Annotated in this window: 36 protein-coding genes and 1 tRNA gene; 18 read left to right on the top strand and 19 right to left on the bottom strand. The window is 65.1% G+C overall.

Annotation, left to right across the window (positions count from 1 at the left end; genetic code table 11):
• The first annotated feature begins 350 nt into the window (after window positions 1–350).
• The 12 genes from LI334_RS11430 (at window position 351) to LI334_RS11375 (ending at window position 7,808) form a co-directional block, all read left to right on the top strand.
• On the top strand, window positions 351–881 hold the full coding sequence (locus LI334_RS11430) for an amino acid-binding protein (RefSeq protein ID WP_406675860.1): 531 nt from the start codon (window positions 351–353) through the stop codon (window positions 879–881).
• A complete protein-coding gene (locus tag LI334_RS11425) occupies window positions 882–1,826 on the top strand; it encodes a homoserine dehydrogenase (RefSeq protein WP_227260955.1) in 945 nt (314 codons plus the stop codon).
• A 137-nt stretch (window positions 1,827–1,963) separates the two neighbouring features.
• Window positions 1,964–3,229, top strand: a complete 1,266-nt coding sequence (tuf, locus tag LI334_RS11420; protein ID WP_227260954.1) for a translation elongation factor EF-1 subunit alpha — start codon at window positions 1,964–1,966, stop codon at window positions 3,227–3,229.
• A 7-nt stretch (window positions 3,230–3,236) separates the two neighbouring features.
• Complete coding sequence (gene rpsJ / locus LI334_RS11415) at window positions 3,237–3,545, top strand: 30S ribosomal protein S10 (protein ID WP_227260953.1); 309 nt, start codon at window positions 3,237–3,239, stop codon at window positions 3,543–3,545.
• Between the two features lie 146 nt (window positions 3,546–3,691).
• Window positions 3,692–3,763: transfer RNA gene (locus tag LI334_RS11410), tRNA-Ala, on the top strand.
• A gap of 177 nt (window positions 3,764–3,940) precedes the next feature.
• Window positions 3,941–4,147, top strand: a complete 207-nt coding sequence (locus LI334_RS11405) for a hypothetical protein (protein WP_227260952.1) — start codon at window positions 3,941–3,943, stop codon at window positions 4,145–4,147.
• Complete coding sequence (locus LI334_RS11400) at window positions 4,144–4,410, top strand: hypothetical protein (RefSeq protein WP_227260951.1); 267 nt, start codon at window positions 4,144–4,146, stop codon at window positions 4,408–4,410. The genes LI334_RS11405 and LI334_RS11400 overlap by 4 nt, the downstream gene beginning before the upstream one ends.
• A complete protein-coding gene (locus LI334_RS11395; protein ID WP_227260950.1) occupies window positions 4,407–4,634 on the top strand; it encodes a hypothetical protein in 228 nt (75 codons plus the stop codon). The genes LI334_RS11400 and LI334_RS11395 overlap by 4 nt, the downstream gene beginning before the upstream one ends.
• Window positions 4,627–4,794: a hypothetical protein gene (locus tag LI334_RS11390; protein ID WP_227260949.1), complete on the top strand. Its 168-nt coding sequence runs from the start codon at window positions 4,627–4,629 to the stop codon at window positions 4,792–4,794. Before LI334_RS11395 ends, LI334_RS11390 begins: the two co-directional genes overlap by 8 nt.
• Entirely contained in the window at window positions 4,791–4,991 is a 201-nt protein-coding gene (locus tag LI334_RS11385; RefSeq protein ID WP_227260948.1) for a sigma-70 region 4 domain-containing protein, read from the top strand. The genes LI334_RS11390 and LI334_RS11385 overlap by 4 nt, the downstream gene beginning before the upstream one ends.
• Complete coding sequence (locus tag LI334_RS11380) at window positions 4,991–6,790, top strand: helix-turn-helix transcriptional regulator (RefSeq protein WP_227260947.1); 1,800 nt, start codon at window positions 4,991–4,993, stop codon at window positions 6,788–6,790. The genes LI334_RS11385 and LI334_RS11380 overlap by 1 nt, the downstream gene beginning before the upstream one ends.
• Window positions 6,791–7,094: 304 nt before the next feature.
• Complete coding sequence (locus LI334_RS11375) at window positions 7,095–7,808, top strand: HNH endonuclease (protein WP_227260946.1); 714 nt, start codon at window positions 7,095–7,097, stop codon at window positions 7,806–7,808.
• A 7-nt stretch (window positions 7,809–7,815) separates the two neighbouring features.
• On the opposite strand, the gene LI334_RS11370 is transcribed toward LI334_RS11375, so the two are convergent.
• The 12 genes from LI334_RS11370 to LI334_RS11320 form a co-directional block, all read right to left on the bottom strand.
• Window positions 7,816–8,079, bottom strand: coding sequence for a DUF7692 domain-containing protein (locus LI334_RS11370; RefSeq protein WP_227260945.1), 264 nt, complete (start codon window positions 8,077–8,079; stop codon window positions 7,816–7,818).
• A gap of 381 nt (window positions 8,080–8,460) precedes the next feature.
• Window positions 8,461–9,606, bottom strand: a complete 1,146-nt coding sequence (locus LI334_RS11365) for a hypothetical protein (protein WP_227260944.1) — start codon at window positions 9,604–9,606, stop codon at window positions 8,461–8,463.
• Window positions 9,603–9,878: a hypothetical protein gene (locus LI334_RS11360; RefSeq protein WP_227260943.1), complete on the bottom strand. Its 276-nt coding sequence runs from the start codon at window positions 9,876–9,878 to the stop codon at window positions 9,603–9,605. The genes LI334_RS11365 and LI334_RS11360 overlap by 4 nt, the downstream gene beginning before the upstream one ends.
• Window positions 9,871–10,638 (bottom strand): hypothetical protein, encoded by a 768-nt coding sequence (locus tag LI334_RS11355; RefSeq protein WP_227260942.1) that lies wholly within the window; start codon window positions 10,636–10,638, stop codon window positions 9,871–9,873. Before LI334_RS11355 ends, LI334_RS11360 begins: the two co-directional genes overlap by 8 nt.
• Before the next feature lie 2 nt (window positions 10,639–10,640).
• A complete protein-coding gene (locus LI334_RS11350) occupies window positions 10,641–11,234 on the bottom strand; it encodes a hypothetical protein (protein WP_227260941.1) in 594 nt (197 codons plus the stop codon).
• Window positions 11,235–11,265: 31 nt separating this feature from the next.
• On the bottom strand, window positions 11,266–11,397 hold the full coding sequence (locus LI334_RS13090; RefSeq protein ID WP_264476813.1) for a hypothetical protein: 132 nt from the start codon (window positions 11,395–11,397) through the stop codon (window positions 11,266–11,268).
• A 4-nt stretch (window positions 11,398–11,401) separates the two neighbouring features.
• A complete protein-coding gene (locus tag LI334_RS11345) occupies window positions 11,402–13,258 on the bottom strand; it encodes a hypothetical protein (protein ID WP_227260940.1) in 1,857 nt (618 codons plus the stop codon).
• Window positions 13,255–13,407, bottom strand: coding sequence for a hypothetical protein (locus LI334_RS11340; RefSeq protein ID WP_227260939.1), 153 nt, complete (start codon window positions 13,405–13,407; stop codon window positions 13,255–13,257). Before LI334_RS11340 ends, LI334_RS11345 begins: the two co-directional genes overlap by 4 nt.
• A 1-nt stretch (window position 13,408) precedes the next feature.
• Entirely contained in the window at window positions 13,409–13,630 is a 222-nt protein-coding gene (locus LI334_RS11335; protein WP_227260938.1) for a hypothetical protein, read from the bottom strand.
• A 32-nt stretch (window positions 13,631–13,662) separates the two neighbouring features.
• The gene (locus LI334_RS11330; RefSeq protein WP_227260937.1) at window positions 13,663–14,067 is read right to left on the bottom strand and encodes a hypothetical protein; all 405 of its coding nucleotides are present in this window, start codon (window positions 14,065–14,067) and stop codon (window positions 13,663–13,665) included.
• Window positions 14,068–14,169: 102 nt separating this feature from the next.
• Window positions 14,170–14,691, bottom strand: a complete 522-nt coding sequence (locus tag LI334_RS11325) for a type IV pilin (RefSeq protein ID WP_227260936.1) — start codon at window positions 14,689–14,691, stop codon at window positions 14,170–14,172.
• Between the two features lie 382 nt (window positions 14,692–15,073).
• Window positions 15,074–15,352, bottom strand: a complete 279-nt coding sequence (locus LI334_RS11320; RefSeq protein WP_227260935.1) for a transcriptional regulator — start codon at window positions 15,350–15,352, stop codon at window positions 15,074–15,076.
• 485 nt (window positions 15,353–15,837) lie between these two features.
• Here LI334_RS11320 and LI334_RS11315 point away from each other — a divergent pair, with 485 nt between their 5' ends.
• Window positions 15,838–16,902, top strand: a complete 1,065-nt coding sequence (locus LI334_RS11315; RefSeq protein WP_227260934.1) for a tyrosine-type recombinase/integrase — start codon at window positions 15,838–15,840, stop codon at window positions 16,900–16,902.
• 316 nt (window positions 16,903–17,218) lie between these two features.
• Here the strand turns inward: LI334_RS11315 and LI334_RS11310 are convergent, their stop codons facing one another.
• From LI334_RS11310 to LI334_RS11300, 3 genes are all read right to left on the bottom strand, one after another.
• Window positions 17,219–17,893, bottom strand: coding sequence for a type IV pilin N-terminal domain-containing protein (locus LI334_RS11310; protein WP_319799817.1), 675 nt, complete (start codon window positions 17,891–17,893; stop codon window positions 17,219–17,221).
• Window positions 17,894–18,007: 114 nt separating this feature from the next.
• Complete coding sequence (locus LI334_RS11305) at window positions 18,008–18,787, bottom strand: response regulator (protein WP_227260933.1); 780 nt, start codon at window positions 18,785–18,787, stop codon at window positions 18,008–18,010.
• A 66-nt stretch (window positions 18,788–18,853) separates the two neighbouring features.
• Entirely contained in the window at window positions 18,854–20,143 is a 1,290-nt protein-coding gene (locus LI334_RS11300) for an RNB domain-containing ribonuclease (protein ID WP_227260932.1), read from the bottom strand.
• A gap of 105 nt (window positions 20,144–20,248) precedes the next feature.
• Here LI334_RS11300 and LI334_RS11295 point away from each other — a divergent pair, with 105 nt between their 5' ends.
• A complete protein-coding gene (locus tag LI334_RS11295; RefSeq protein ID WP_227260931.1) occupies window positions 20,249–20,728 on the top strand; it encodes an RNA-binding protein in 480 nt (159 codons plus the stop codon).
• A 55-nt stretch (window positions 20,729–20,783) separates the two neighbouring features.
• On the top strand, window positions 20,784–20,975 hold the full coding sequence (locus LI334_RS13140) for a DUF7835 family putative zinc beta-ribbon protein (RefSeq protein ID WP_454824378.1): 192 nt from the start codon (window positions 20,784–20,786) through the stop codon (window positions 20,973–20,975).
• Here the strand turns inward: LI334_RS13140 and LI334_RS11290 are convergent, their stop codons facing one another.
• Complete coding sequence (locus LI334_RS11290) at window positions 20,976–21,659, bottom strand: DUF1028 domain-containing protein (RefSeq protein WP_227260930.1); 684 nt, start codon at window positions 21,657–21,659, stop codon at window positions 20,976–20,978.
• Between the two features lie 90 nt (window positions 21,660–21,749).
• On the opposite strand from LI334_RS11290, the gene LI334_RS11285 reads away from it, so the two are divergent.
• Window positions 21,750–22,103 carry a cell division protein SepF gene (locus LI334_RS11285; RefSeq protein ID WP_227260929.1) on the top strand — a complete coding sequence of 118 codons (354 nt, stop codon included), beginning with the start codon at window positions 21,750–21,752 and terminating at the stop codon, window positions 22,101–22,103.
• 2 nt (window positions 22,104–22,105) lie between these two features.
• On the opposite strand, the gene LI334_RS11280 is transcribed toward LI334_RS11285, so the two are convergent.
• Entirely contained in the window at window positions 22,106–22,501 is a 396-nt protein-coding gene (locus LI334_RS11280) for a DUF5611 family protein (RefSeq protein ID WP_227260928.1), read from the bottom strand.
• 41 nt (window positions 22,502–22,542) lie between these two features.
• Complete coding sequence (locus LI334_RS11275; protein ID WP_227260927.1) at window positions 22,543–23,451, bottom strand: DUF7093 family protein; 909 nt, start codon at window positions 23,449–23,451, stop codon at window positions 22,543–22,545.
• Between the two features lie 86 nt (window positions 23,452–23,537).
• Between LI334_RS11275 and LI334_RS11270 the strand changes: the two genes are divergently transcribed.
• On the top strand, window positions 23,538–23,825 hold the full coding sequence (locus LI334_RS11270) for a DUF6432 family protein (RefSeq protein WP_227260926.1): 288 nt from the start codon (window positions 23,538–23,540) through the stop codon (window positions 23,823–23,825).
• Window positions 23,826–23,871: 46 nt separating this feature from the next.
• Window positions 23,872–24,945: a CAF17-like 4Fe-4S cluster assembly/insertion protein YgfZ gene (ygfZ, locus tag LI334_RS11265; RefSeq protein ID WP_227260925.1), complete on the top strand. Its 1,074-nt coding sequence runs from the start codon at window positions 23,872–23,874 to the stop codon at window positions 24,943–24,945.
• On the opposite strand, the gene LI334_RS11260 is transcribed toward ygfZ, so the two are convergent.
• Window positions 24,942–26,033, bottom strand: coding sequence for a geranylgeranyl reductase family protein (locus LI334_RS11260; RefSeq protein WP_227260924.1), 1,092 nt, complete (start codon window positions 26,031–26,033; stop codon window positions 24,942–24,944). The genes ygfZ and LI334_RS11260 overlap by 4 nt on opposite strands.
• Window positions 26,034–26,044 lie beyond the last annotated feature (11 nt).

Genomic DNA, 26,044 nt, shown 5'->3' with positions numbered 1-26,044 from the left:
GCTCTATCGGTCACGCGAGCGAAGCGAGTGTGACGTAGTCAGACCGGAGGTCTGACGCAAGACCGCTCGTCGTCTATCTGTTCGCCGAGTACGCCGACGAAGCGCTCTGAGTCTCACACCGCCCTTTCTTTGGGTTCCCGAATCGAGTCGGTGTAGTGAGTCTGGTTGAACGTAGTTCGTGGCTCCGCCGCAGCGTCCGGCAATTTCGACCCCTGCCGAAGGCTTATACCGGACAGGGCTGTGAGGAGTGGGTATGCACGCAGGCAGGGTTGCTGCGAGCCGTATCGACGCGGAGCCACCAGTATCGGGCTTCGTGTCGACAATTACAGTCATCCTGACTGCACGGGGTGGTGGGCGTGAGTGAGGACGCGGCGCGGCAGGCGCACACGGTTCGCCTCGAACTCGTGGACGAACCGGGCGAACTCCTCGCGGCGCTCCAGCCCATCGCGGAGAACGGCGGAAATCTTCTGAGCGTGTTCCACGAGCGCGGGCACGTCACGCCGCGCGGCCACATCCCGGTCGAAGTGGACTTGGAGTGTACCGCGGGCCAGTTCGACGACATCGTCGCCGCGCTCCGGGAGAACGGCGTGAACGTCACGCAGGCGGGGACGGAGGAGTACGGCGAGGAGGTGACGGTCATCGTCGCCGGCCACCTCATCGACACCGACCTCTCCGATACGCTCTCCCGGCTCGAATCGGAGGCGAATGCGAGCGTGACGGACTTCTCGCTGACCTCGGAGGAGGGGACGAGCGAGCGCTCCAGCGCGCGCGTCCGCCTCGCGGTCGAGTCCGGGTCGGTGGAGCGGACGCTCGACGCCGTTCGCGACATCGCGGACGAGAAGGGACTGCGCGTGGTCGCGCCGTTCGCGGGGGTGGCCTGAATGCGGCTGTGCGTCCTCGGCGCGGGCGCGGTCGGCGCGTCCACGGCGCGGCTGGCGAGCGAGTACGGGCACACGGTGACCGCGTTCGCGGACTCCACCGGTGCCGTCGTCGATAGCGATGGAATCGACGTGGACGGCGCGCTCGCGCACAAGGAGCGCGTCGGGTCGGTCGGCGAGTCCGACCCGTCGGACGCGCTCGCCGCCGAGTACGACGCGCTCGTGGAGGCGACGCCGACGACGCTCGGGGACGCCCATCCCGGGTTCGAGCACGTCGAGGCGGCGTTCGAGCGGGACAAGCACGTCGTGCTCGCGAACAAGGGCCCGGTCGCCGAGCGCTACGACGACGTGGTCGCGCTCGCGGAGGCGAGCGCGGGCGAGTTGCGGTTCGAGGCGACCGTCGCCGGCACGATTCCCGTGCTCTCCACCATCGAGGGCGTCGGCGCGGAGCGCGTGAACGCCGTGCGCGGCGTGCTCAACGGCACCGCGAACTTCGTGCTCTCCCGGATGAGCGCGGACGGCCTGGGGTACGAGCACGTGCTCGCGGAGGCCCAAGACCTCGGGGTCGCGGAGGCCGACCCGTCGTTCGACGTGGACGGGACGGACGCCGCGCTCAAGGGCGCGATTCTCGCGAACGTCATCCACGGCGGCGGGTACTCGCTCGCGGACGTGGACGTGGAAGGCATTGAGGACTTCCCGGGGAGCGCGCTGGAGGTCGCCGCGGAGGACGGCCGGACGGTTCGCCTCATCGGCGAGGTCACGGCGACCGGCGATATCCGGGTCGGCCCGCGCCTGGTTCCGGAGAACGACCCGCTCGCGGTGACTGGGACGGAGAACATCGTCCAGCTCGACACGGAGCACGCCGGGCGGTTGAACCTCAGCGGGGCGGGGGCGGGCGGTCCGGAGACCGCGACCGCGGTGCTGGCGGACGTCACGCGACTCGACTGAGTGGGACAGTCTGGCACGGCACACGTTCCCACTAATCGCCGGACGGCGCGGGGATGCGGCTAAGGGGATTCCGAAATGGTTTTAACCGAATCAGGCGAATAAAACGCACAGAGCGCACTTACGCGCGAATCCTGACCATGAGCGACAAACCGCACCAGAACCTGGCCGTCATCGGCCACGTCGACCACGGGAAGAGCACGATGGTCGGGCGACTCCTCTACGAGACGGGGAGCGTGCCCGAGCACGTCATCGAACAGCACAAGGAAGAAGCCGAGGAGAAGGGCAAGGGCGGATTCGAGTTCGCCTACGTCATGGACAACCTCGCGGAAGAGCGTGAGCGCGGTGTCACCATCGACATCGCCCACCAGGAGTTCGACACCGACGATTACTACTTCACCATCGTCGACTGTCCGGGCCACCGCGACTTCGTCAAGAACATGATCACGGGCGCGTCCCAGGCCGACAACGCCGTTCTCGTCGTCGCCGCCGACGACGGTGTCGCGCCCCAGACCCGCGAGCACGTCTTCCTCGCGCGCACCCTCGGTATCGACGAACTCATCGTCGCCGTCAACAAGATGGACGTCGTCGACTACAAGGAGGACACCTACAAGCAGGTCGTCTCCGACGTCCAGGACCTCCTCAAGCAGGTTCAGTTCAACACGGAAGACGCGTCCTTCATCCCGACGTCCGCCTTCGAGGGCGACAACGTCTCGGAAGCCTCCGAGAACACGCCGTGGTACGACGGCGAAACCCTCCTCGAGGCCCTCAACAGCCTGCCGGAGCCGCAGCCGCCGACGGACGCGCCGCTGCGCCTCCCGATTCAGGACGTCTACACCATCTCCGGCATCGGTACCGTCCCCGTCGGACGTATCGAGACCGGGACGATGAACACGGGCGACAACGTCAGCTTCCAGCCGTCTGACGTCGGTGGCGAGGTCAAGACCATCGAGATGCACCACGAGGAAGTCCCGAGCGCCGAGCCCGGTGACAACGTCGGATTCAACGTCCGCGGCATCGGCAAGGACGACATCCGCCGCGGTGACGTCTGTGGCCCCGCCGACGAACCGCCGACGGTCGCGGAGACGTTCACGGCGCAGGTCGTCGTGATGCAGCACCCGTCCGTCATCACGGCCGGCTACACGCCCGTCTTCCACGCGCACACGGCGCAGGTCGCGTGTACCATCGAATCCATCGACAAGAAGATGGATCCCGCGAGCGGCGAGGTCGCCGAGGAGAACCCGGACTTCATCCAGTCCGGCGACGCCGCGGTCGTCACCGTCCGCCCGCAGAAGCCCCTCAGCATCGAGCCGTCCTCCGAGATTCCGGAACTCGGCTCCTTCGCGGTCCGCGACATGGGTCAGACCATCGCGGCCGGCAAGGTCCTCGACGTCAACGAGGCCTAACTAACGCATGCAACAGGCACGCGTTCGCCTCGCCGGTGTCAGCCCCGACGACCTCGACGACATCTGCGCAGATGTCCGAGAGATCGCGGAGAAGACCGGCGTTAACCTCAGCGGGCCGGTTCCGCTCCCCACGAAAACCCTCGAAATCCCCTCGCGGAAGTCCCCCGACGGTGAAGGGACGGCAACGTGGGAACACTGGGAGATGCGCGTCCACAAGCGTCTCATCGACATCGACGCGGACGAACGCGCGCTCCGACAGCTCATGCGCATCCAGGTCCCGAACGACGTCAGCATCGAAATCGTTCTGGAAGACTAAGAAGCGCCTCGCGCTTCTCACTGAGCGGCTCTCACGCGACTCTACTCTCTCCCGTTTTTCACACCGAACAGCCACGGCGTTCGCGTCCCCCCAGTCACCGGAAAGCGCAAGGTACAAATTCGCGCCGCCACTCCACACAAACACGCGGGCTCGTAGATCAGTGGTAGATCGCTTCCTTCGCAAGGAAGAGGCCCTGGGTTCAAATCCCAGCGAGTCCACTACCCCCGTTCTTCCCGTCGAACTATCCCGGAGAGCCACATCTCCGGCCTTCTCTCCACAACCTTCGTTCTACACGCAACCGTAACGAACACCGCTCAGAACCGAGTGGATTCCCGGTACAAATCCGGGCCGACGCCCTCCCGTGATTCACCCGAAGGAAACCGGGGGTGGTCTGCGTGAGTATCCAGACGACCCGGTACTCACGCGGCAGACGCGTCCACACCCTCGTTTCCTGTCCGTTCTGCGGCCACGACTTCCAGCCTAACGAGCCGCGCTGGAAGCACCTTCTCGACGAACACGACCCCGAGGACGCCGGCCTCACGCCCGCGGGCGAAATCGCACCCGGCCACGACGCCCCGCTCTTCGGAGGTGTCCAACGGTGAACGTCGCGGTGACCGAGCACGCCGAGGAGAAGTACCTGCGGCGTGCCGACGCGCTCCACCTCGCGCCCACTATCGAGGACGCCTGGCGACAGGCCCACGAGATTCCAGGCGGCGGGTGGCTCCACGGCGAGCGTGCGCGCTACGACCCCACCACCCGCGTCGTGCTCCCGGTTCGTGACGGCGTGATTCGCACGGCGATCTACGCGCCCACGGCGAAGCCGGCGATTCGGGCGGCCGTCGAAGCCGCGGGGTGGTTGCCGTGACCCAGGAGTTCGTCCGCGCTTCCCAGCTCCGAACCGACGGCGGCGCTGAAGCCCGCCGGCAGGACTACTGGGAACAGGTCGCCGACGACGCCCCCAGCGCCGACGCGTGCGCCATGTGCAGCGCGGACGGCCCCGACTGCCGGCGCGTCCGCCTCCCCGACCGGGACGAACGCGTGGCGCTCTGTCGGCCGTGCCGCGGCCTCTGGGGTGGTCAGGATGAGTGATGTCGAGCAGTGGATGGTGTTCGCGCGAGCCTTCTGCGAAGACTGTGACTGGCAGTTAGAGGCGAACAACGCACAAGGTGTCGCCGCCCAGCACGCCGACAAGTACGGCCACGAAGTCCGCGGTGAACTCGCCTATTCCTACGAGGTGAAGCCCGAATGACGGGACGAGAACAGGCGACGCTCGCGACGTTCGCCGGGCCGTCGCTCGACGAACTCACCGAGGCGGAACGCGACGCCTACCAGGCTATCCGCCAGGGCGACTCCGGCGTTCGGGAGTACGCTCGTCGGACTGACCGCGCGCCTGGAACCGTCGGGAATCTGCTCGCGCGGGCTGACGCAAAACTCGGGGGGTCGTGATGGCGCACGTCGAAACTGTCCGCCCCCAGGCCCACGAGTTCGACGTGACTTGGCACTTCGGCGCGACACACCGCGACGACCACGGGCTCGGCCTCTACTACGCCGCCGACTCGGTCTACAAAGACCACGGCGAGGACTGGCAAACCGAGGGGAAGCCCACCGAGTCGTTCCGGTTCGACGGCGAGGAGTGGGCCGCCTGCTTCGACTACTACACCGGCGGCCTCGACCCCGATACCGCCCCACCCGAGTTCCAGCTCGAACAGGTCCGGGAATTCCAGTTCTACTTCGTCGCTCAGGACAGCACGTACGATGGCGAGCGCGCCGACAACAGCCAGCGCGTCCGCGGCGGCACGCTTACGCTCCGCCCGCGGTGGCCCGACCTCGACAGCCTCTCCGAGTACGACACCCCGAGCGTCCCCGACCTCGGCGGCCCATACGTCTCCGTCCGCGCACAGGCGAGCAATATCGACCCGGAGAAGTACCTCGACCTCGCGCGCACCGTCTTGACGAGCTTCGATATCGACCCGCGGTACACGATGGACCCACACCCGATTAGCCACGTCTCGGACTGCGCGCTCTACGTGCGCCCCGACCGCGCGAAGAGTGGGCCGTTGTACGCCGCGTCCGGCCCGATTAGTCGGTGTCACGACGTGCTCGTCTCCGACCGGTCGGGGTATCGGAAACACACCGAGGACCACCGCGAACGGCCCGGCGACCACGTCGCCGCCATGGTCACAGACGAGCGGGCGAGCGACCTGCTCCGCGGGCACCGCGTTGGCTTCGAGGCGAAGCACTACTACATGAGAGACCCGCAGACGTACGACCCGGACGAGTTCGGCTACCATCCGAAATTCGAGGTCGCCTACCAGTCCAGCATCACGAATCGCACCGTGCGCTGGGACCACCCCGACGAGTTCGACACCAGCGACCTCCTCCACGAACTCGACGAAACCCTGTTCAACATGGTGGAGTGGGCCGGCCTCTCGCTCCGCGGCGGCGAGCAGTGGGTGAGTGATGCGTACTTCGCGGCCGGCGAGGAGATCGAGCGCTCGCTCCGGCTCTACGACGACCCACTCCCCGAGGTCGAAGACGCACAGACGGCGGCCGTCACCCGGCTGTGGGGTGAGATGGAGGAGTCCGACCGCGCCGTCGTAGACACCTTGCTCGCGGACGGCGGCGAGGTCTCCCCGGCCGACGCGGCCGAGAAGACCGGGTACAGCTACCGGACGGTGCGCCGGGTCGTTGACCGGTTGGGCGACCTCATCGAGCACACGTACGGCCAGCTTGAGTTTACCTCGAAGCACGTGCAGCAGGAACTCCTGTCGCGGGTGCAGGCGGCGGAACAGAACTTCCGGGAGACGGTTGGGAGCGCGGCGATGCAGGTGGCGCAGGCGGCCGAGCGCGGCGACACCGCGGACGCGTGGAGTCGGTGGCGACGCGAGTACAACGCGGCCGTTCGGCCGGGTGAGTACGACCACGAGACGCGCGTTGAAGTCCACTACAAGCCGACGGACGCGGCGGACGAGCGGTCGATGCTGCGGCAGCTCGCGCTCGCCTGGGAACAGACGCACGACGAGCCGGTGCGCCACCTGACGGTGTCGTACACGCGAGCGGACGGCGAGCACCGACGGGTGCGGGATACCTGGAGTGTCGTGGACTCGCTACAAACCGCCGCACAACGCGCGGAGGACGCGCGGAACGCGAAGGCGCGGCGGGAGGCAGAGGACGTGGACTGGGAGGCGTGGGCGGAGCGAGAGCGGCGGCGAGCGGGCGGCGCGGGTGACGTGACGCCAGGCTAAGACGGCCCGCGGCGGAGTGGCAACACTATTCTTCGGTCTGTATATTCGGGTGTGCGCGCGGTTTTCCCGGGTTTGGGGCGCGCGCTGGGTCGCCTCGGGGCGCACACTCCACTTTGTTTCGGTGCGCCCCGAGGCGACACCCGAGGAGGAATCGGCCTCTTCGTGGCCGATTCCCCCTTGGGCGTGTGCCTAAGGGCAAAACCAAATAATACACCGCACAGCTCTTCCGCACTCGGCTGGTCTCTGAAAAGTATAGGCTGATCTCGAAACAGAATTTAAGCCCTTCCGCGAGAGTGTTTTTTCAATGTCAGATATACCTGAGCCTGTTCGCAGAGAAGTTCGACAGGAGGCGAATTTTGGGTGTGCCATCTGTGGCAATCCTATTATAGAGATCCATCACATCGTTCCTCGGAGTGAGGAGGAGCACAATGATCCTGAGAGGATGATCGCTCTCTGTCGGAATCACCACGAATTGGCGGGGCCGCAAGCTGAGGGAATCACTCCAGACCAGCTGTATGAATACAAAAAAGATCCGTATAATTCGGATCTCGTTGACTACGACTTCTACTTCGAGTCTGAAACTCCCTTAGTTGAATTTGCAGGGTGTAAATGCCAACTTAGAGATCTGGACGAGATGTCTATTTTGAGCGTAAACGGTGAAGATTTGGTGACTATGTCCTACTCAGACGGGGTTTTACAGTTTAGTGCGAGGCTCTATAACCAGGAAGGGGATTTGGTGGCCGAACTAAATGAAAACGAGTGGATAGCTTATACTGAGGACGTATGGGATCTAACTTACAACGGAAACCAATTCAAAATCTGGCACGATAAGCGTGATATTGGGATCGAGATACGGTATAACTCGGATACTGATAGACTATTTATGAGGGGTAATTTCTACAAAGATGGCGCCTTGGTTCGCGCTACTCCCTCGAAAATCGTATTTCCTGGAAATAACCAAGTGATTGGATGTACGTTTATTGACTGTGGTGGGGCTCTGGCACTATCAACCAAGTAGACTTAGACTATCTTTTATTCTGAGTTACCTCTGCCGTTCCCGGGTTAACACAGACTTGGACCCTACTAGTGCTAATAATATTGGCAAGTTCTTTCTTTAGCCGCGGTGGGATATCGGGGTGCTCTAGGGCCTCTTCCACGCCGTCGAGAAGCGGGCCAACCGAGTCGCAGGCGATGAGCACGGCCTCGGTTTTGTTGACGCCGAGGCGTTCAGCGGCCGCCTCAATAGTGTCCTTTCGGTACGCGTACTCACCGTTGGTTCGGATTCGCATACGAAGTTCGTGTGTACGGCCCCACTTGACCCATTGAACTTGGCTCACTCGAACCCCGATCTCGGGGCGATTTCACCCAGAACTGTCGATAGGCGAAGGTGTTCGCCAGGTCGTGAGCGTCCGCGAGCGCGAATATGCACACGAGGGTTCGCGGGCTCGTGTGCATACTCGGTCGAGCACGTTTCCGAGCGCGTGAACCCAAGCAGTCACGCCACGACACTCCTCGAACCGAGAAAATCGGCCGATTTTCGACGAAAAACCGGGGTCGGATGGGGGCCGGGAGGTCAGAAAATCCGCCAGGGGTCGGGCCTTGTATAAATATATGTGCGCGCCGGGGGGTGGTGTCTGACTGACCGAGTGTGTCACCGCGCCGTGTGCTGGTTACTCGGGCTGCTCGGTCACGAGGTCGGGATAGTCGCCGTCTCGCCAGTCACTCACCCGGTTCGTCACCCAGCCTTTCGAGTACCCTACGATTTCCGCCGCGTCCTTGTATCTCACGCCGTCCTCGTCGTCCCACGGCTGCACCGCGCGGAGCGCCGTCTGTACCGCCTGCTCCCGCTCGCTCAGACCGCGCCCGTCCGTGTCGCCCACCTCGTCGTCGTCGTCGCGGTCGCCGACAATCTCGAACTCGCTCGCTTCGTGTTCAGCGTAGGTCTCGCGGGTGTCCGTGAGCTTGTCCGTCTCTAAGCCCTCCTCGAACCGGTCTTGCCCGCCCTCGGATTCGAGGATGCGCGCGAAGTTCGGCTTCGAGCGGTGGGGTTTCTCGACGGCGAAACTACACAGGTCGCGGAACGGCTTCGCGGTCTTCGTCCGCGTGTGGTTCACCATCAACACGCTCCCGCGCTTCGCGTACGGCCCGTGCTTCGCCTCCTTCTTCCGCACGAACGTCAACGAGTCGCTGAACGTCTCCGCCGCTTTGTTCCCGCTCCCGAACCCCGAGAGTTCCTGCGCGGTCTCGTCGATAACCGCGAGTACCGCCCCCTCGATTTCGGCCATCGCTTCGAGGAGTTCCTGGTCCGAGTGAACCACGCGGTCGAACCCCTCCCAGGACGTGTTTCCAATGAGCGCGCCACCGGTGCGGGCCGCCCACGTCCGCGCCACGTCGAGGGTCATGGCGGTTTTGCCCGCGCCCGGAGGGCCGAGCACGAGACCGATAGCGCCCTCGTGTTCCAGCCGGTCTACGACGGCGCTCATCCAATCGCCCGCCGACTCCTTCCGCTGGCCCGTCATGCCGACGAAGCCCTTGAGTTGGGAGGTACGGCCCTCGCGGAACGCGGTATCCATCGAGCGCGTCGCCGCCGACGAGAGGATACGCTCCGCGAGGGTGGTGTCGAGGAAGTTGCCCGCGCTGGGGTCGTCTTCCCACAACGAGCAGTAGTAGTTCAGGAGGTCGAGCGTGTCCGGGTCGTTGACCATGCCGGCGAACTCCCGCACCCACTCGTTCGGCTTGTCCTCCAGCTCCCCGCGGAGCCACTCCCGGCCCTCGCCGGCGGCGTACACCACCGACTTGTCGCTACTCCCGCTCATCGTGGATACCTCCACGTGGTGAGGTAGGCGAGGAGACGCGGGGCGAGCGGGATAGTGAGGTGGATAGCGAGCGCGACGCCGGTACATCCGGCGAGGAGTCCGACGGCCGCGAGCACGCCACCGGTGACGGCGGCGACCCCGAGGCCGACGACGGCGACCGCGGCCGCGGCGGCGAACACGCTGAGGAGGTCTTCGGTGTGGAGTTCGTCGGCGTCGTAGCCGGCTTCCTCCATCTCTCGGATAGAGCGCCAGGCGGCGACCGGGTTACGCATCTTCTCCACCTCCATCGGTCGCCGCGTCGGCGTCGCGGACGCCCGCGAACGTCGCGAGGCCGTTCAGGAGTTCGTCGGCGTCGTCGTCGTGCGCGTCGGTCGTGTCGGCTTCGTTCATCTGCATTCGCTCCGGCAGGAGCGAGTCCGGCATCTGGTTTTGAATCACGTCGGTGACGGTGTCGCCGCCGCCGACGCTCGGCGTCAGGTGCGGACTGAGTGCGCGGTTCTGCTCCATCGCTCGGAGGCGGTCGAGCGTCCGCACCACCGACGGCAGGTGACGTTGAAGGCGCTCGCCGTAGCGCGCCTGTTGTTCGAGGTCGCCGCGGACTTCCTCGATGGCGTTGAGCGCGTCGTTCGCGGTCTCCGCGCCGATAGCGTCGGACGCGGCGATACTCCCGCGCCAGGTGCCCTCGATGACGTTCTCTTGGGGGTCGTAGGCGCGGCACTCGTAGGTCTCGGTCTTGCACTCCGGCAGGTGGTTCAACTGCCCGCGAACCTGCGCGTCCGCGAACTGGTCGGGCGACAGTTCCCACTCCTCGATGACTTCCGTGTCTTCGTCGTTGATGACGTAGAGCGTCACACGCGGCGGGTCGGGGAGGAGGTCGTCGAGGCGACCGGTCGCTATCATGACGGCGACCGCGACGAGCACGAGCGCGAGCACCGCGACGCCCACCCACTCCGGCGCGCTCGGCACGTCGTTCCCGAGCGCGAGCCACCCGCCACCGGCGAGGAGCGCGTACTTCACGAGGTCTCGCCACATGATTAGTTCACCCGTTCGGCCTGGAAGTCGTCGTCTTCGGCGCGCTGGCGGGTGCGGTAGACGGTTGCGCCCGCGGTGAGGCCGACCGAGCCGAGGAGGAGCATCAGGACGGTCTGGCGGGGGACGGGCGCGCCCGCGCCGCCGGTGTCGATAGTGCCGGTCGTCCACGTCACGGACACCGCGCCCGAGGAGACGGAGAACACGGCGACGCCCTGGATGGGCGAGACCTGCACGTCCACGACGTTCCGCCCGGGGTCGAGCACGACGCGCCGGGACTCGGTACGGGTCTGGGTGGCCCCGTCGCCGGTGACGGCGCGCACGACGCCGGATTGGTCTGCGAGGGAGACGACGTGGCCGCCGGTCTCCGCCTGGATGACGACGCGCACGCTTCCGCTCGCGGCGTCGTACTCGTAGCTGGTGACGGTGACGCCGCGGGAGAGTTGGGTGTTCACGACGGTCGGCCCGTCGGTCGCGGTGGTTGTGGTGCTGTTCGTCGCGGTCGTGGTGCTCGCGTCCTGGGCGGCGACCGCGCCGACGCCACAGCTAGTCGCGGCGGCGAGCACGAGCACGGCGAGCACGGTGAGGAGTCTTCGCATCTGTATGAATGAAAACGGTGAGTTCAGCCCTCTACCACGGTGTGAGGGCGTCCTGTGCTTGTGATTCTATCCAGGCTTCGAGGCCGGCGAGGGGGTCGAAGCCGGTGAGGATGCAGTAACCGAGGGCGAGCGCGACGACCGCGAGCTTCTCCTCGGTCGTCATCGGATCAGTCCTCCCTCCGGTCGAGCGCGAGGAGCGCGCCGGCGAGCACGATGAGCGCGATACCGGCCTGGGTCGCGCCGGAACCGCCGCCACCGCCGCCGGTGGTCGGCATCCGGGATTCGGCGTCCTCGCGGACTTCTTCGAGTTCGCGCAGGTCGTTTACGAACTGGCTGGCGTTGGCGGTCTGGTAGTTGTAGTTCCGGGTGTCGAGCGTGGAGACGTTCCCCGATTCGGTCACGATTTGTTCAATCGTGAACTCGCCGTCTAGCTTCGTGATGGACGTGTACTTCCCGGAGGGGGCGAAGAACTCGGTTCCGGGGTTGGTGGTGGCGTTGTAGGTGGTGCCGGTCGTCCAGGTGCCGTTCGGGGCGTTCCGCGCGAACAGCATCCCGGGTTCGGTGACGCGCACCCAGTTTCCGGGCTGTTCCGCGGTGATGTTCACGCCTTCGACGGCGGTGGTCTCGCCGGCGTCAACCTTCTGCGTGCTCCACGAGGTCGAGAGGCCGCCGTAGGTCACGATTTCGACGGTGGGCGGCTGGTCGCCGTACTTTGTGGCGTTCACGTCCTCGGGGATGGGGACACGCGCCGAGGTGTCGTTCTCGGTGGTGAAGAGCTGGCCGACGACCTCGCCGCCCACCGTGACGTTGTACGGCGTCGGCGCGGTCGGCGTACCACTGGCGTTGAGGGTGACGTATCGGGTCTGCGTCGCCTTCGCGTACGAGACCGTCATGTAGGAGGTGTTCGCGAGGTCGGGCGACGCAAGCCCCATGGAAGCGAGGGACGCCCACTGATAGATACTCGCACCCGTCTCGTTGTACGCCGTGCCGAACTCTTGAGCGAGCATTTCCGGCGTCACCAGGTCGCTGGAGTTGATGGTGCCCTGCTTGTAGCCAGCAACGACTTCCTGAGCGAAACTCAGATTATAGTTCGCCTCCATCTGCGAGACTTGACCATTAATGTCTTGATAGAGGTCGTTATATGCCTCTAGATTGATTGCGGTCTCTTTGGACACGCTCGTTGTCTCGTTTGTTCCGGAGACGTTCCACGCATCAAGTTCCCAGTAGGTTTGTGTACCGCTATTTTGCGGAGTTTGATTGAGGATATATGGGGGGTACGTCCACGGACTACCAGAGTAGCCGTCAGGGTCAATAGAGAGTTTGAACCCGGTGGTATTGACGGCAGTTCCGTTTGCGAGGGTAAGAGTCGAGTTATAGACAAGCGAATCATATCCGTGAACAACGTCACCACCACCTTTTGATTCGTAAGAAACCATATCAACGGAGATTCCGCTATCGTTCCGCGAGGTGTTGATAATGTAGCGGAGTTGCGCAATATGGCTGTTATACTTCGCCACGAGGTTGTGCTCGCGAACGCTGTAGTAGTCCTCGATGGACTCGTGCATGGCGTTCCTGACCTTGGTGGCGTTTTTCGTGCCGTTGTTCAGGAGTTTCAACGCCGCCGCCTTCGCCTTCTGACTAGCGATACTACGACTGTCCACGAGGAAATTCTCCATCGAGGTCCGATACTGCTCGCCGGACTCGTGGGCGGAGACGCCGAGCGCGTGCAGGTCGAGCTTCTGCTGTAGGGCTTCTATGCTCTTGATTTTCTCCACCTTCTCCTCGGGGACGCCGCCGTCGTCGTTGAGGTAGGAGGCGACGAAGGAGGCGGTGGCCGCGCCGGCGAGGAAGCCGCCGACGACCACGGGAGCGATAGCCTCGGTCTCCCCGACCGGGCTGGTGTCGTCGAGCGTGTCCTGCGCGCCAGGGCCGAGCACGCCTGCGCCGGCGGCGGTCGTGACGAGACCGAGCGCGAACAGCACGGCGGCCAGCCCGCGGAGCGTCGGCGTCGGGAGACGGGTCACGGCATCACCCCGAGCGCGGGGAGCGCCAGGCCGGCGAGCGCGGAGACCGCGCCCGTGGCGAACATGGCGAGGTCGCGGGCGTCGAGGTCGCGGCTCACGTAGCGGGCGTCCGCATCGGTGAGCGCAGGCGATTCTGATTCGGCGGCCATGTTAGTCCTCCCAGACTTCGGCGAGGTCGAGCTTCTGCGCGAGGAGCGCCGCGCCGCCCGCGCCGAACGCGAACGCGGCGAGTTCCATGTTCCCCGTGCCGATGGCGTCCTGGACGTAGTTGGTGCCGAGGAGTTCTGTTGCGCCGACGTTGAGAGAGCCGAGGCCGGCGAGTCCGTACGTGAGTGCTTCCGTCGTTTCGTAGGCTTCGAGTGGATTTTCCATTGTTGAGTGTTGAGGTGGTTGTTTGCGGGCGATTAGAGCATCCAGCCGATGACGAACTGGCCGGTGGTGACGACGCCGACGTAGGCGAGGCCCCAGAGGTCGCTACTCTGGAAGAAGGTGGAAACGTCGCCGACGAAGACCCAGGCGACCATGAGGCCGGCGGTGCCGATGACCGCGCCGTAGTAGTAGTCGCCGAGGTCTTTTGCGTCCTCTTGGAGCGAGGAGAGTTCGGCGTTCTCGTTGGTGAGCACGGTACCGACGAGCGCCAGCGCGCCGATGACGTAGGCCGTCGAGAGGCCGTGGCCGGCGAGCGTGAATGCGGTCGCGCCGAAGTCCACATCGAAGAGGTTGAACTGTGCGATACCAGTCACGATGAACCCGGAGATCATCGTGAGGATCGTGAGAGCCGCGTCAAGCGGGTCGAACTCTTTTTTCATGGGTAGTACCCACGAAGAACGACCCGATGCCCGAACTTAACCGAAGGATTCAGTAGCTATGCGAATCCGGGAGCCACTAAAAAGAACGGCGAACTGAGTGAGTTACTCGACGCTAGCAGTCGGAGAGGCGACGGTTGAACCAGACTCAGTGTCGATAATCTGCACTGTGAATTCGCCCGCAGACACGTTGTTACCAGATATTTCGTTGAGCACGAGCTGATCTCCCGCATCGAACGAATTGTCCGTGAGGTCAGTCGAAATATTCAGTTCACTATTCGTGCCTGCATCCCAGCTCCCGGTATCGCTGTTCCACGTAATGTCCGCTATTTGGGCACCGCTTTCGTTCGTTACGGTTATCCGAAGATTCGACTTTTCGATGGAGTCGCCCTGCTGGTGATTGACGTACAGAACTGTGTCTGGCTCCGAATCGTTAAGCTGGTCTCCTGCGTCAACGGCACCGATACTGGCGGTGGGTGCGGTCTGTTGGATGTCTTGGCCGAGGTTGAGGACGAACGCGCCGATGACCGCCGCCAGGATGACCGTGATGGCGACCATCAGAATAACCCCGATAACCGGGCTGACACCGCGCTCGTCGGCGTCAATGGATGGTATTTCGAGTTTCATGATTGGGTGGAGGCACCGAGAGCACCACAACACCCATAGTGACGGAGGCCGGAAAATCCGGTGGAGGTCAGGCGGTGTCGCGGACTTTCTCGTGTGCTTACTCTATAGTGGTACCTTCAGAACCTTAAAAGCAATCGCTGTTTCGTATAAACACGCCTGATTGTGTCTGACGCACGTCTGGGGGCTGTTAGGGATGTTTCACGAATTGGCTGCGGCACTACCTTTTTATTTACTGACGGGCTACGTTTGCACGCGTCCATCCGGACGCATCCCCTGGATGGGGATGTCAGCGCCTTGGCGCTTGCTGGATAGCGGGGGCGCACTGCCAAGCCACCCCGCGCGACCAAGGCCTTCAACTCCCGCTCACTACTCGTAGAGAACTCTATTCCGCAAGATCGTCCGCGTCAAGCTCGCCCGCGAGATACGCGAGGCCCATGTCCGTAATTCGATAGTACGAACCTTCCTCGAAGGGGGATTCTAAGAGTCCGCGCTCTTCGAGCTTCGTCATCCTGCGCGAGTATGTGGATAGGGACTTATCGAGAGATTCGAGTTCGTCGGTGAGGTGGCGCTTCACGGCAGTTGGGGGAAGGGCGACGCGCTTCCCTCCAACTTCCCCGAGGTCTGAGTAGAACTCTAGGATAGCGTCGTCTACCTCGTTCATACCGGGCACTCGGGGCCGCATACGTTGGTTGTTGGACAATGCGCGCTTAGTCGCTCCGGTGTCTTCCGCGAATAGTATCTAACTCTCATGTGTGCAAGTTCTATTGCAAAAGTCTAAGTGGGTGTGCTGAATTGTGGGAGGTGGGCGCGGGCGGCCGTGAGAAACAGTATGGGCATACGGCGGCCGCCGCGCGCTCGAACCACATCATGAAAGTGGACGACTGCGCACTTAACCGAAGGACTCAGGGAAGCGACACGCTTCCCGAGAGAAACCTACGCGTCAGCGCGCGAGCAGTTCAGTTTCACTTTCACCACGCGTATGGCTCCTGTCTAAGTGGCCAGCGCGAAAACAATACGTCGTCTCCGGCGCACTCGCGACCAATCGGCACGCCCCTGCTGTGGGAGGTGGGCGGCGTGCCAGCGGTCGCGGTCTCGCCGAGACAAACAGGCCGGGAAACCCCCGGTCTGCCCTACCAACGAGACACGATGGATTACGATAATCAGCGGCAAGAGACTAGCGAATCGAGTGAAAGTAACGACGACCTCCAACCGCTCCCGCCCGAGGAGGGCGTAACGCGGTTCCTCCGGCATCGAGAACCGAGCGTCCGGGATTCGACACTCTCGAACGCCCGCACTCGCCTCCGGTACTTCACGGAGTGGTGCGAGGAGCGCGAGATCGAGAACCTGAACACGCTTACCGGCCGCGACCTCGCTGATTTCGTCGCCTGGCGGCGGGAGGATATTGCGGCTATCACGTTGCAGAAACAGCTCTCCACGATTCGGGTGGCGCTTCGGTGGTGGGCGGATATTGAGGCCGTCCGAGACGGGCTGGCGGAGAAGGTTCACGCGCCCGAGCTGCCGGACGGCGCGAACTCGCGAGACGTGCATTTGAAGCCGGCGCGGGCGGATCGGATGCTCGAACACTACGGGACGTACCAGCCGGGGAGCCGTGAACACGTGCTGCTCGCTCTCTTGTGGCGGACGGGGATGCGTCGCGGTGCGCTCCGGTCGCTCGACGAGGACGACCTTCGACCGGACGACCACGCGGTCGTTCTCCGGCATCGCATCGAGGAGGGTACTCGGTTGAAGAATGGGGAGAGTGGCGAGCGCTGGGTGTACCTCGGGCCGCGGTGGTATCAGGTCGTGGAGCGGTATGTTCAGAACCCGAACCGGCCGGATGTGACGGACGAGTCCGGGCGGTCGCCGTTGCTTACGACGCGGAAGGGGCGGCCGACGGGGGACACGATTTACGCGAACGTCTGCCGGTTGACGCAGCCGTGTGAGATTGGGCGGGAGTGTCCGCACGACCGCGACCCGGGGACGTGCGAGGCGCGGGGTGTGGATGGGCATCCGGCGCGGTGTCCGTCGTCGCGGTCGCCGCACGCGATTCGCCGGGGTGCGATTACGCATCATTTGAATCAGGACACGCCGCCGGAGACGGTGAGCGAGCGGATGGACGTGTCGCTCGACGTGCTGTACGAGCACTACGATGCGCGGACGGAGCGGGAGAAGATGGACGTTCGCCGGGAGCAGCTTCCGGGTGGTGAGTGAGATGTTCGAGACACAGAAATCGGTTAGAACTCGCCGCCCTCTTGCGGTTCCTACCCAGCGAGTCCACTTCACTTCCTCTTTCGTCGCTCTCGTTCCGTAGCTTGGCTTCCGTTCGGTTCGTTCAACGGATGCGGTAGTCTGGTCTCCGCGCCCCGTATCGTCGGCTGGTACTCGTTCGCTCGCGAGGCTCCGGGCGGGCAACGTTTTCGATGAGAAAGACAGCACCCGTGGCGGTGCGTAGAACGAGCGGGTTCGCGGCGTCGTTCGCTATCCGTCGGTAGCGAATCGGAAAACGCGAAGAAATCGATTGCCGGCGTTACTGGAGCGTCGCGGTGGACGTTCCGACCGTACTGCCGGAGTTCTGGTCGATGAACTGGAACGTGTACTGCGTATTGGCGCTCCACTCCGAGCCGGACAGGGTTCCGTTATCCGCGACTGCGACCGTCAGCTGAGTACCGGTACTGAACTCGCCGCTTCCTGCGCCGGTGATTTCAACGGGGCCGTTTTCCCAGTTTTCTGCCGCAGTGAAGTTTGCTATTTGGTTACCGCTTTCAGCGGTCACGACAATTTTCAAGTTCTGGAACTGGATGTCGTCGCCCTGCTGGTGATTGATGTAGAACATGGCGGTGCCATTGTCCATATTATCTGCGTCGAAGTTGTCACCAGCGTCAACGACTTGGATGCTGGCCTGGGGTGCGGTGTTCTGGATGTCGTTGCCGAGGTTGAGGACGAATGCGCCGATGACGGCCGCCAGGATGACCGTGATGGCGACCATCAGAATAACCCCGATGACGGGGCTCACGGCCCGGTCGTCGTCGGCGTCTATGGATGGGAATGTCAGTTTCATGATTGTGGTGAGTGCACCCTGGATGTCCGGAAAAGCTGGTGCGCGGGGAGCGGTCGGAAGCTCGCCGTCTTTTCCACATCCTGCGTGCTTACGAGTCAATAGGCCGTCCAATTGCTTAAAAGCATTCGCCGCGTAGTCTGACATTACCTTGCTGCCGTCTGACACACGTCGGTCGAACGGCCGCTGCTGACGCGCCGGGTTCTCGATGGCGATGGCGGGTGCTCGCGTGTGGGTGCTGGCGCAGCGGCCGGCGCGCGTTCAGTCGTCGGCGCGGCGCATGACGCCGGTGAAGAGACGGCCGGCGCTCCGGGTTTCGTACTCGTCGAACGCGATTTCGACGGTGAGTTCGGTGCCGTCGGCGTGAACGGCGGGGAACTCGGTGCCGTCCCAGTCCACGTGCTTCTCGCCGGTTTCGAGGTAGTCCTCGACGGCTTGTTCGTGGGTTCCGGCGAGCCGTTCGGGAATGATGGTGTCGAGGGGTTCGCCGTCGAGGTCGCCGGGCGCGTACCCGAGGAGGTCTTCGACGGCGTCGTTGACGTACTCGATGCGGCTGGTCTCGTCGATGGTGACGACGGTGTACTCGGTGTTCTTCACGAGCGCGTCGAACCGGGCTTTCGCGCGTTCGAGGTCGGCGCGCGCCGCCGCTTGCTCGATGGCGTTCTGGGTGCGGTTCGCGAGCAGGTCGTACTTCTCGGGGCTGCCCTTCGGGAGGTAGTCGGTTGCGCCCGCCGAAATCGCCTTGCTCGCGACGAGTTCGCTGCCGCGCGCGGTAAAGAGGAGGAAGGGAAGGGCGGGGTAGTCCTCGCGGATGTCTTCGAGGAGGTCGATGCCGGTGGCGCGCGGCATCTGGTAGTCGGAGATGACGCAGTGGATGTCGGCGTCTTCGAGGCGGTCGAGCGCGTCATCGGCGCTCGTCTCGATGACGGTTTCGAGGTTCGTTCCGTCTTCGAGGTAGAGACTGATCGTCGCGGCGACCTCTTCGTCGTCGTCGACGACGAGAACGCGGTATTGCGTCGTGTCGTCCCCGGCAGCATCCATCTTGGCCTGAGTCTCGTCGCTCCCCCTACTTAGTGTTTATCAGGGCTGTTTATCAAGGTAGATTTATCAGTACTCGATGTCGTCCACGTCAGCGACCTCGATACCGCGGTTGTTGACGGCGTTCGGATCCAAGCCTACTTCTTCGAGGAACTGCTTGTACTCGCGTTCCGCCTGCTCGCCGTCCTTCTGCTTGTCGCTCGCGTGGTCGCAGAGTTCGATGAGCGTCTCCGGCACGTCGTTCTGGTAGACGATCCAGTGGTTCACGAGGTCGCTCATCCGCCGGATGGGGCTCGTGAAGTGTCCGTAAATCTCGAAGTTGAGGGCGTGGTGGCCGCCGAACGGGTCGTTCATGTACTTCGCGCGCGGCATCACCTTCATCACCGCCCACTGAATCTTCCCGAGCTGGCGGTCGGGCGCTTGCTCCAATGTCGCGTTCACGGCCTTCCGCGGGTCGTCCCAGGAGTCGCCGGGGACGGAGACGCCGTCGAGTTCCTGAATCTCCCGGAGCGCGTCGCTCCACTCGTCCGGACTCGGCTGGGGGTGGACGCGGTAGACGGCTTCGACGCCCCGGTTCCACATGAGTTCGTGCGTGACGGCCTTGTTCGCCTTCAGCATGCACTCCTCGATGATGGTGTGCGCGCGGTCACGTCGCGGATTGAGCACGAGCGAGCCGTCCTCCTTGCGCTGTTCGTGCATCTGGTCGGCGAGGTCGAACACGAGCGAAATCTCGTCGTGCAGCGGGCTGTCGGGGTCGTCGAGGCGGTCTTCGGCCTGCGTGTACGTGAGGCGTTCGTCCGAGTGGATGACGGACTTGTAGATGTCGATGGTGTCGTAGGAGAGCGTCTCCTTGTCGAGGTGCATCTCGACCGTGTGCGCGAGCCGGTCTTCGTTCGGCACGAGCGAACACACCGTCTCCGCGAGCACGGGCGGGAGCATGTGCACCGTGTACCCCGGGAGGTAGACGGTGTTCGCGCGCGTCACCGCGGACTCCCACATCTCCGTGTCCGGCGTGACGTAGTGCGTCACGTCCGCGATGTGCACCCAGAGCACGTACTCGTCCTCGCGCTCCTCGACGCTGATGGCGTCGTCGAAGTCCTGCGCGTCCACCGGGTCGGTCGTCCACGTCGTCATCTCCCGGAGGTCTTCGCGCTCGTCGAGTTCGTCCTGGATCTCCTGCTGGACGCCCTCGGTGCGAGCCTCGGCTTCCTCGACGACTTCGGGCGGGAACGCGTCCTCGATGCCGAACTTCTCGAAGAGATCCTCGCGCTTCGATTCGAGTCGATCCGCGAGATCCTGGGGGACGCGCACGGGCCCCTGGCCTTCGGGGGTGCCCGCCGCGGCCTGCTCGTCTGACATACCCCGAGGTAGGTGAGTCCCGTAGTTAGTGGTGTCGCCCTCCCCGCGCACGACCCGATGTCGCGAGACGGACGTTTTAAGCGCCGAGCGCTCCCAGCAGGGGGTATGGAGATATCCTCGCGCCACCACCTGCGGAGCGACGAAGTGTCGCGGCTGAACGACAACCTCGCGGACACGCTCGGGGTGTCGTTCGACGCGGACACGTACGAACTCGTGGAACTCGCGGACTCCGAGTTCGACCTCATCCTCGTGGACGGCGACCCGCTCGCGTGCTACATCGACGACGAACCGTTCGTCACCGTGCGCGGCGCGAACGAGACCGACCCCGAGACGGGAACCGTGACGGTGGACGCGGGCGCTATCTCGTTCGTCAGCGGCGGCGCGGACGTGATGCGACCCGGCATCGTCGACGCGGACGACGCCATCAGTGAGGGTGACCTCGTCGTCATCGTGGAGGAGACGCACGGGAAGGCGCTCGCGGTCGGCCGCGCGCTCGTCCCCGGAAGCGAGATGACCGGGGACTCCGGGAAGGTCGTTGACTCTATCCACCACGTCGGCGACGACCTCTACGAGTTCGTTCCCTGACTAGTTCGGGAGAAAATTATATGCGGACGGTCGGTGTACTTCCGAGCGAAGCACGATGTCTCGGGGCCCGCAACGCCACGACGAACCCTGTCCGCTCTGTGACGCGACCACGACCCACCTGGTGACCATCGAACTCCGACAGGAACGTCCCGACGGCGAGAACTGCGCGTACTCCCGCGAACCCTATCGAATCGCAGAATGCACCGCGTGCGGCCGCTCGCGCGCCAGCCGCGTCCGAAGCGCCTGACTACTCCTCGCTCTCCTCCGCGTACTTCTCCAGCACCGTCTCCTGGCCCTCGCTCGCGAGCCGGAACGTCTCCCGGAGGTCCTGGACTGGCTCCGTGCTCGCGTCCACGCGCAGGTCGTCGTAGTACGGGTCGAACTCGCGGTCTTCCGTCGTCGCCACCTTCACGGCCGCGGACTGCACTTCGAGGTCGTCGCGCTTGTCCCCGCCCTCGGCCTGCCCCGCGCCGAGCGCGTCGATGAGGCGCTTCGCCAGCGGTTCCTCGCGGTCGCCGTCCTCGTACGCCGCCGCCGCCGCCTCGATGACGGACTCGCCCGTGAGGAGGTTCCCCGCGACCGTGTAGTTCTCCCCGACGAGGTCGCCGAACCACTCCCCGCACTCGTCGCCCGAGAACGCGAACTCGCCGTCCGCGCCGACGCCGTGCAACTGCCGCTCCGGTTTCCCGTCGTCCGCGTTCAACAGCGCGTCCAGCGCGTCCTCCACCGCGAGCCCGTCCCCGAGGTACTCGACGCCCTTCCGGCCGAGCTCGACGTTCACGAGGCTCTGCGTCGCCACCGCGCCGTGCTCGGAGACGAACGGGCACAGCGTCCCCACCCCGGGAAGCCGCGTCGTCACCGCCACCCCGAACCGATACTGGGTGTCGCCGTCGTCCTCGTACTCCTCGCGCACGCAGATGCTGAACGTCATACACGCCGAGAGTCGGCGCGTCCGCGTAAAAGTCCGTGAACCGGCAGGCCCTCCGTAAACTCTATTGAGACGCCTCGGGAGGACTATGGTATGGGATTCATGGATAAGATTCTCGGCGCGGGCGGTAACTCGACCGAGGACTACGTCGAACTCGACGTCGGCGACTTCGAGACCAGCGCCGGAAACGCACGCAAGAGCGTTCACATCGCCGAAATAGACGGCCAAGAGGACGTCATCGCCATCAAGGACGCCGTCTACGACGGCGACGTCGTGCTCGCCGACATCACCCGCCTCCGCACTGAGGACAAGATGGTCGACCACGTCATCGACGAACTCCGCCAGGTCGCCCAGGAGGTCGGCGGCGACATCGTCCAGAAGGGCGACGACCAACTCATCGTCACGCCGTCCGGCATCTCCATCAGCCGCGAAAAACTCAACCGATAAGGTTACGAGACGCCGTCCGGCTTGTCGGCATCATCCTCGACGGCGCGCTTCATCGAGTCGCGGCGGGACTTCGCGTCCCGGCCCGTCACTTCCTTCAGGAAGTCGTTCTTCGCGCTCACGGCGTCCTGCGCGGCGTCCGCGTTCCCTTCCGCGATGACGTCCGCGGCGTCGCGCTCGACGAAGTCCACGCCGAGTTTGTCCTTCTTCCCCGAGTACTCGACCGCGCCGGCGACGACGCGCTCGAACACGGGATTGTCGGGGTCTTCGACGACGTAGAGGTCACTCCCCTTGTACTCCTCCGTCGCAGAAACGTCGCCGAAGTACTCCTCGACTTTCCCCTTCAGGTCGGGAACTCGGTCTTCGAGGTGCTCTCCCCGCCGCATCTTGTACTCCTTCATGCACGGGAGAAGCCGCGGCGGAACCATAACCCCTTCGTGTCCTACTGCTCCGCGAGGTAGCCCTTCCGGCACTCGGGACAGATATCGCCCGCGCGAAGCGACGACCCGCTGGACGCCGTCCGGTGCCCGCACTGCGGGCAGACGAGTTCGGTGCCGTCCGACTCGGCCGCGCGCTCCGGGTCGAGACTGCCCGTGGACTCGAACCCGGCCTCGACGTACTCCACGTCCTCCTCCTCGCTCGCCGGCTCGGCCTGCGCGGCCGCGCCGCCGCCGCTGTCGAGTTCGACGCCGCCGCCCGTCCCCGGTTTCGCGTCGAACCCCTCGTCCTCGCCGTCCACGTCCGGCCACGGGTCGTGCTCCTCGCCCGCGTCCGCCTCGCTCGGCTCGCTCTCGGCGTCCGCGTCGATGACTTCCGCGCCGCCGTCCGCGTCGCCCGCCACGTCCTCGGGCGCGTCACCGCCCGCCGGCGCGGCCGCCACGTCCCGCTCGTCCTGGCGAGTGTCGTCCGCGTCCGGCCACTGCCCGGGCTCCCGGTCGGCCGGCACCGCCTCCTCGTCGGGTTCGTCGTCGGAGAGGATGACGCCGTCGTCCTCCTCGGCCGACACGTCCTCGAACTCGCCGGTGCTCGCGCCCGACGCCCCGGCGGCGTCCGCGGCCCCCGAATCGTCGTCGGAGACGCGCGTGACGGCGGCTTCCAGGTCGGGCGCGGGCGACGACGGCGACGCCGCCTCCGTCTCCGATTCGGTGTCCTCGGGTTCCTCGTCGGCCCGCGGGTCGGGCTTGATGGAGCGGACCTCGGTGTTCTCGCTCACGACCGACTCCGACCCGCACCGTTCGCAGACCTTGACCTCCCGAACGGTTTCGACGACCTCGTTCCCGCGTTCTTCGCGCTCGCGTTCGACCTCGGGCTCCCCGAAGTCGTGACCGAGCAGCGAACACCTGAGTCCCATTGGCGAACGCGTATCCGAGCCAGCGACAAAAGACTACCGCTCGCCCGGGGAATACGGCTAAGGGCCGGCGACGCGTACGTCTCGCCATGCAGGCAGCGCGCGAACACCGCGACCGAGAGAACCCCCAGACGGAGATACTCGACGCGCTCGTCGGCCGCGACGAGGGGATGACGGTGTTCGAACTCCGCTCGCACGTGGACGCCGACATCGACACCCTCGAAGACGCGCTCTCCGACCTCAAGTCGGACTCCCTCATCACCGCGGACACGGAGAACGGCCGCACCGTCATCACCGCCACCGCGAAGGCCGAACCCGACCGCGAGGACGCCGAGGAGACGTGGCTCAACCGCGTGCTCGACCGCCTCCCGTTCTGACCGCGTTTTCTATGGCTTTAACCGCCCGCGGCCCGCTCCTCTAGGTATGACTGTGTTGCGGGAGTTCCACGAGGACTACGGGGCGTCGTTCGTCGCGGTCGGCGACCGAGACCTCCCCGCGGACTACGGTCGGCCCGAGCGCACGCAGCGCGCCGTCCGAAACGCCGCGGGCGCGACCGAGATGGCGTACGGCGTGCTCGTCGTCACGGGCGACGACCGCGTCGATTTCGTCGACAACGCCGTCTCGAACCACGTTCCGGAGCGCGACGGCGAGGGCTGTTACGCGCTCCTGCTCGACCCGCAGGCGCGCGTCCGCACCGACATGTACGTCTACAACGCCGACGACAAACTCCTCGTGTTCACGCCCCCGGAGACCGCGGGCGACCTCGCGGAGGAGTGGCGGGAGAACGTCTTCATCGAGGACGTGGAGATCCGGGAGGCCACCGAGGAGTTCGCGGTGTTCGGCGTGCACGGCCCGAAGTCCACGGAGAAGATAGCGAGCGTGATGAACGGCGGCACCCCGCCGGACGAGCAGTTAGCGTTCGACCGCGGCCGCATCAACGAGGCGGGCGTCACCGTCGTGCGCACGGACGGCCTCACCGGCGAGGAGGGCTACGACGTGGTGTGCGCCGCCGCGGACGCCGAGACCGTGTTCGACACCCTGCTCACGCGCGGCCTGAACGCCGCGCCGTTCGGCCGCACCGTCTGGGAGTCCCTCACGCTCGAAGCGGGCACGCCGCTCTTCGAGTACGAACTCAAGGACAGAATCCCGAACGTCGCCGGCGTCCGGAACGCGCTCGACTTCGAGAAGGGCTGTTACGTCGGCCAGGAAATCGTCTCCAAGGTCGAGAACCGCGGCCGCCCCAGCAAACGCCTCGTCGGCGTCCGCCTCGACGACACGACCGAGGGCGGCGCGGACGTCCACCACGACGGCGACGCCGTGGGCGAACTCACGCGCGTCCGGTACAGCCGCAGTCTCGACGCGCACCTCGCGCTCGCGTACGTCGCCTTCGACACGCCCGCGGACGCCACCGTCTCCGTGGACGACACGCGCGGCGAACTCACCGAACTCCCGTTCGTCGAGGGGAGCGACCGCTCCGCCCGCCTCCCAACCTACTAGCGAAGCATCGACCGCACCTGCTCCGCCGAGAACAGACTCGTCGGGCGATCCATGTGCACGCCGATCTCCCCCTCGAACACCCGCATTCCCAGTTTCTGCACGGCCTCGGGCGCGTCGTAGCCCCGCCGGATGAGTTTCCCGAGCCTGATTTCGCGTTCGAGGTCGTCCCGCCACGCCCGCTCGTAGTCGTCGAGCGTCCGCGGGTTCGCGGGGTCGATGGTGGCCGCGGCGTGGTCGGCCGCGGTCATCCCGTAGAGGATGCCGCCGCCCGTGAACGGCTTCGTCATCCCCGCCGCGTCACCGACGAGGAAGCCGCGCGTGCTCGTCACCGACTCCGCGGGGCCGACCGGAATCAACCCCGAACATCGGTGTTCGATGCGCTCCGCGACGCCGTAGTCCGCGACGAGGTCGTCGAACCGCGCGGACACGTCGCCGTCCGCCGACGGCGCGGCCGCCAGCCCGTACTCCACGCCGCCCGGCCCGCGCGGGATGCGCCACGCGAAAAACCCGGGCACGGTGAGGTGCACGTCCACGAAGTCTTGACTGTCCGGCTCGGGGTCGAACGCGAGCACGCCGTGCAGGAACTCCTCGGGTTCCGGGAGCCCGAGTTCGTCGCGGACGCGCGAGCGCGGGCCGTCACAGCCCGCGACCATGCGCGCCTCGGTCTCGAACGCGCCGTCCGGCCCGTTCACCGAGAGTTCGACGTGGCCCGCGCGCTCCGTGACGCCCGTCACGGTGTGGTGTTCGCGCACGTCCGCGCCCGCGTCCGCCGCCGCGCCCGCGAGCGTCTTGTCCAACTCGACGCGGTCTACCGCGTTCGAAATCGGCGTCTCCGTGTAGAACTCGTGGCTCTCGGAGTCCGCGCCGCTCGTGTGGAAGCGCGCGCCGTAGATGTCGTTCTGGAACAACTCCTCGCGCGCCTCCTCGGGCACGTACTCCCAGATATCGAGGCTGACGTGGCCCGAGCACGCGAGCGGCTTCCCGAGTTCGCCGCGCTCGAACGCGACGACGTCGTAGCCCTCCTCGGCGGCCCGCCGCGCGAACCGCGCGCCCGGCGGTCCGACGCCCACGACGGCGAAATCGTACATCACCCCGGCGT

The organism is Salarchaeum japonicum (assembly GCF_020614395.1).
GTDB classification, from domain to species: Archaea; Halobacteriota; Halobacteria; order Halobacteriales; family Halobacteriaceae; genus Salarchaeum; species Salarchaeum japonicum.
This window is presented reverse-complemented; position numbering and strand designations above follow the sequence as displayed.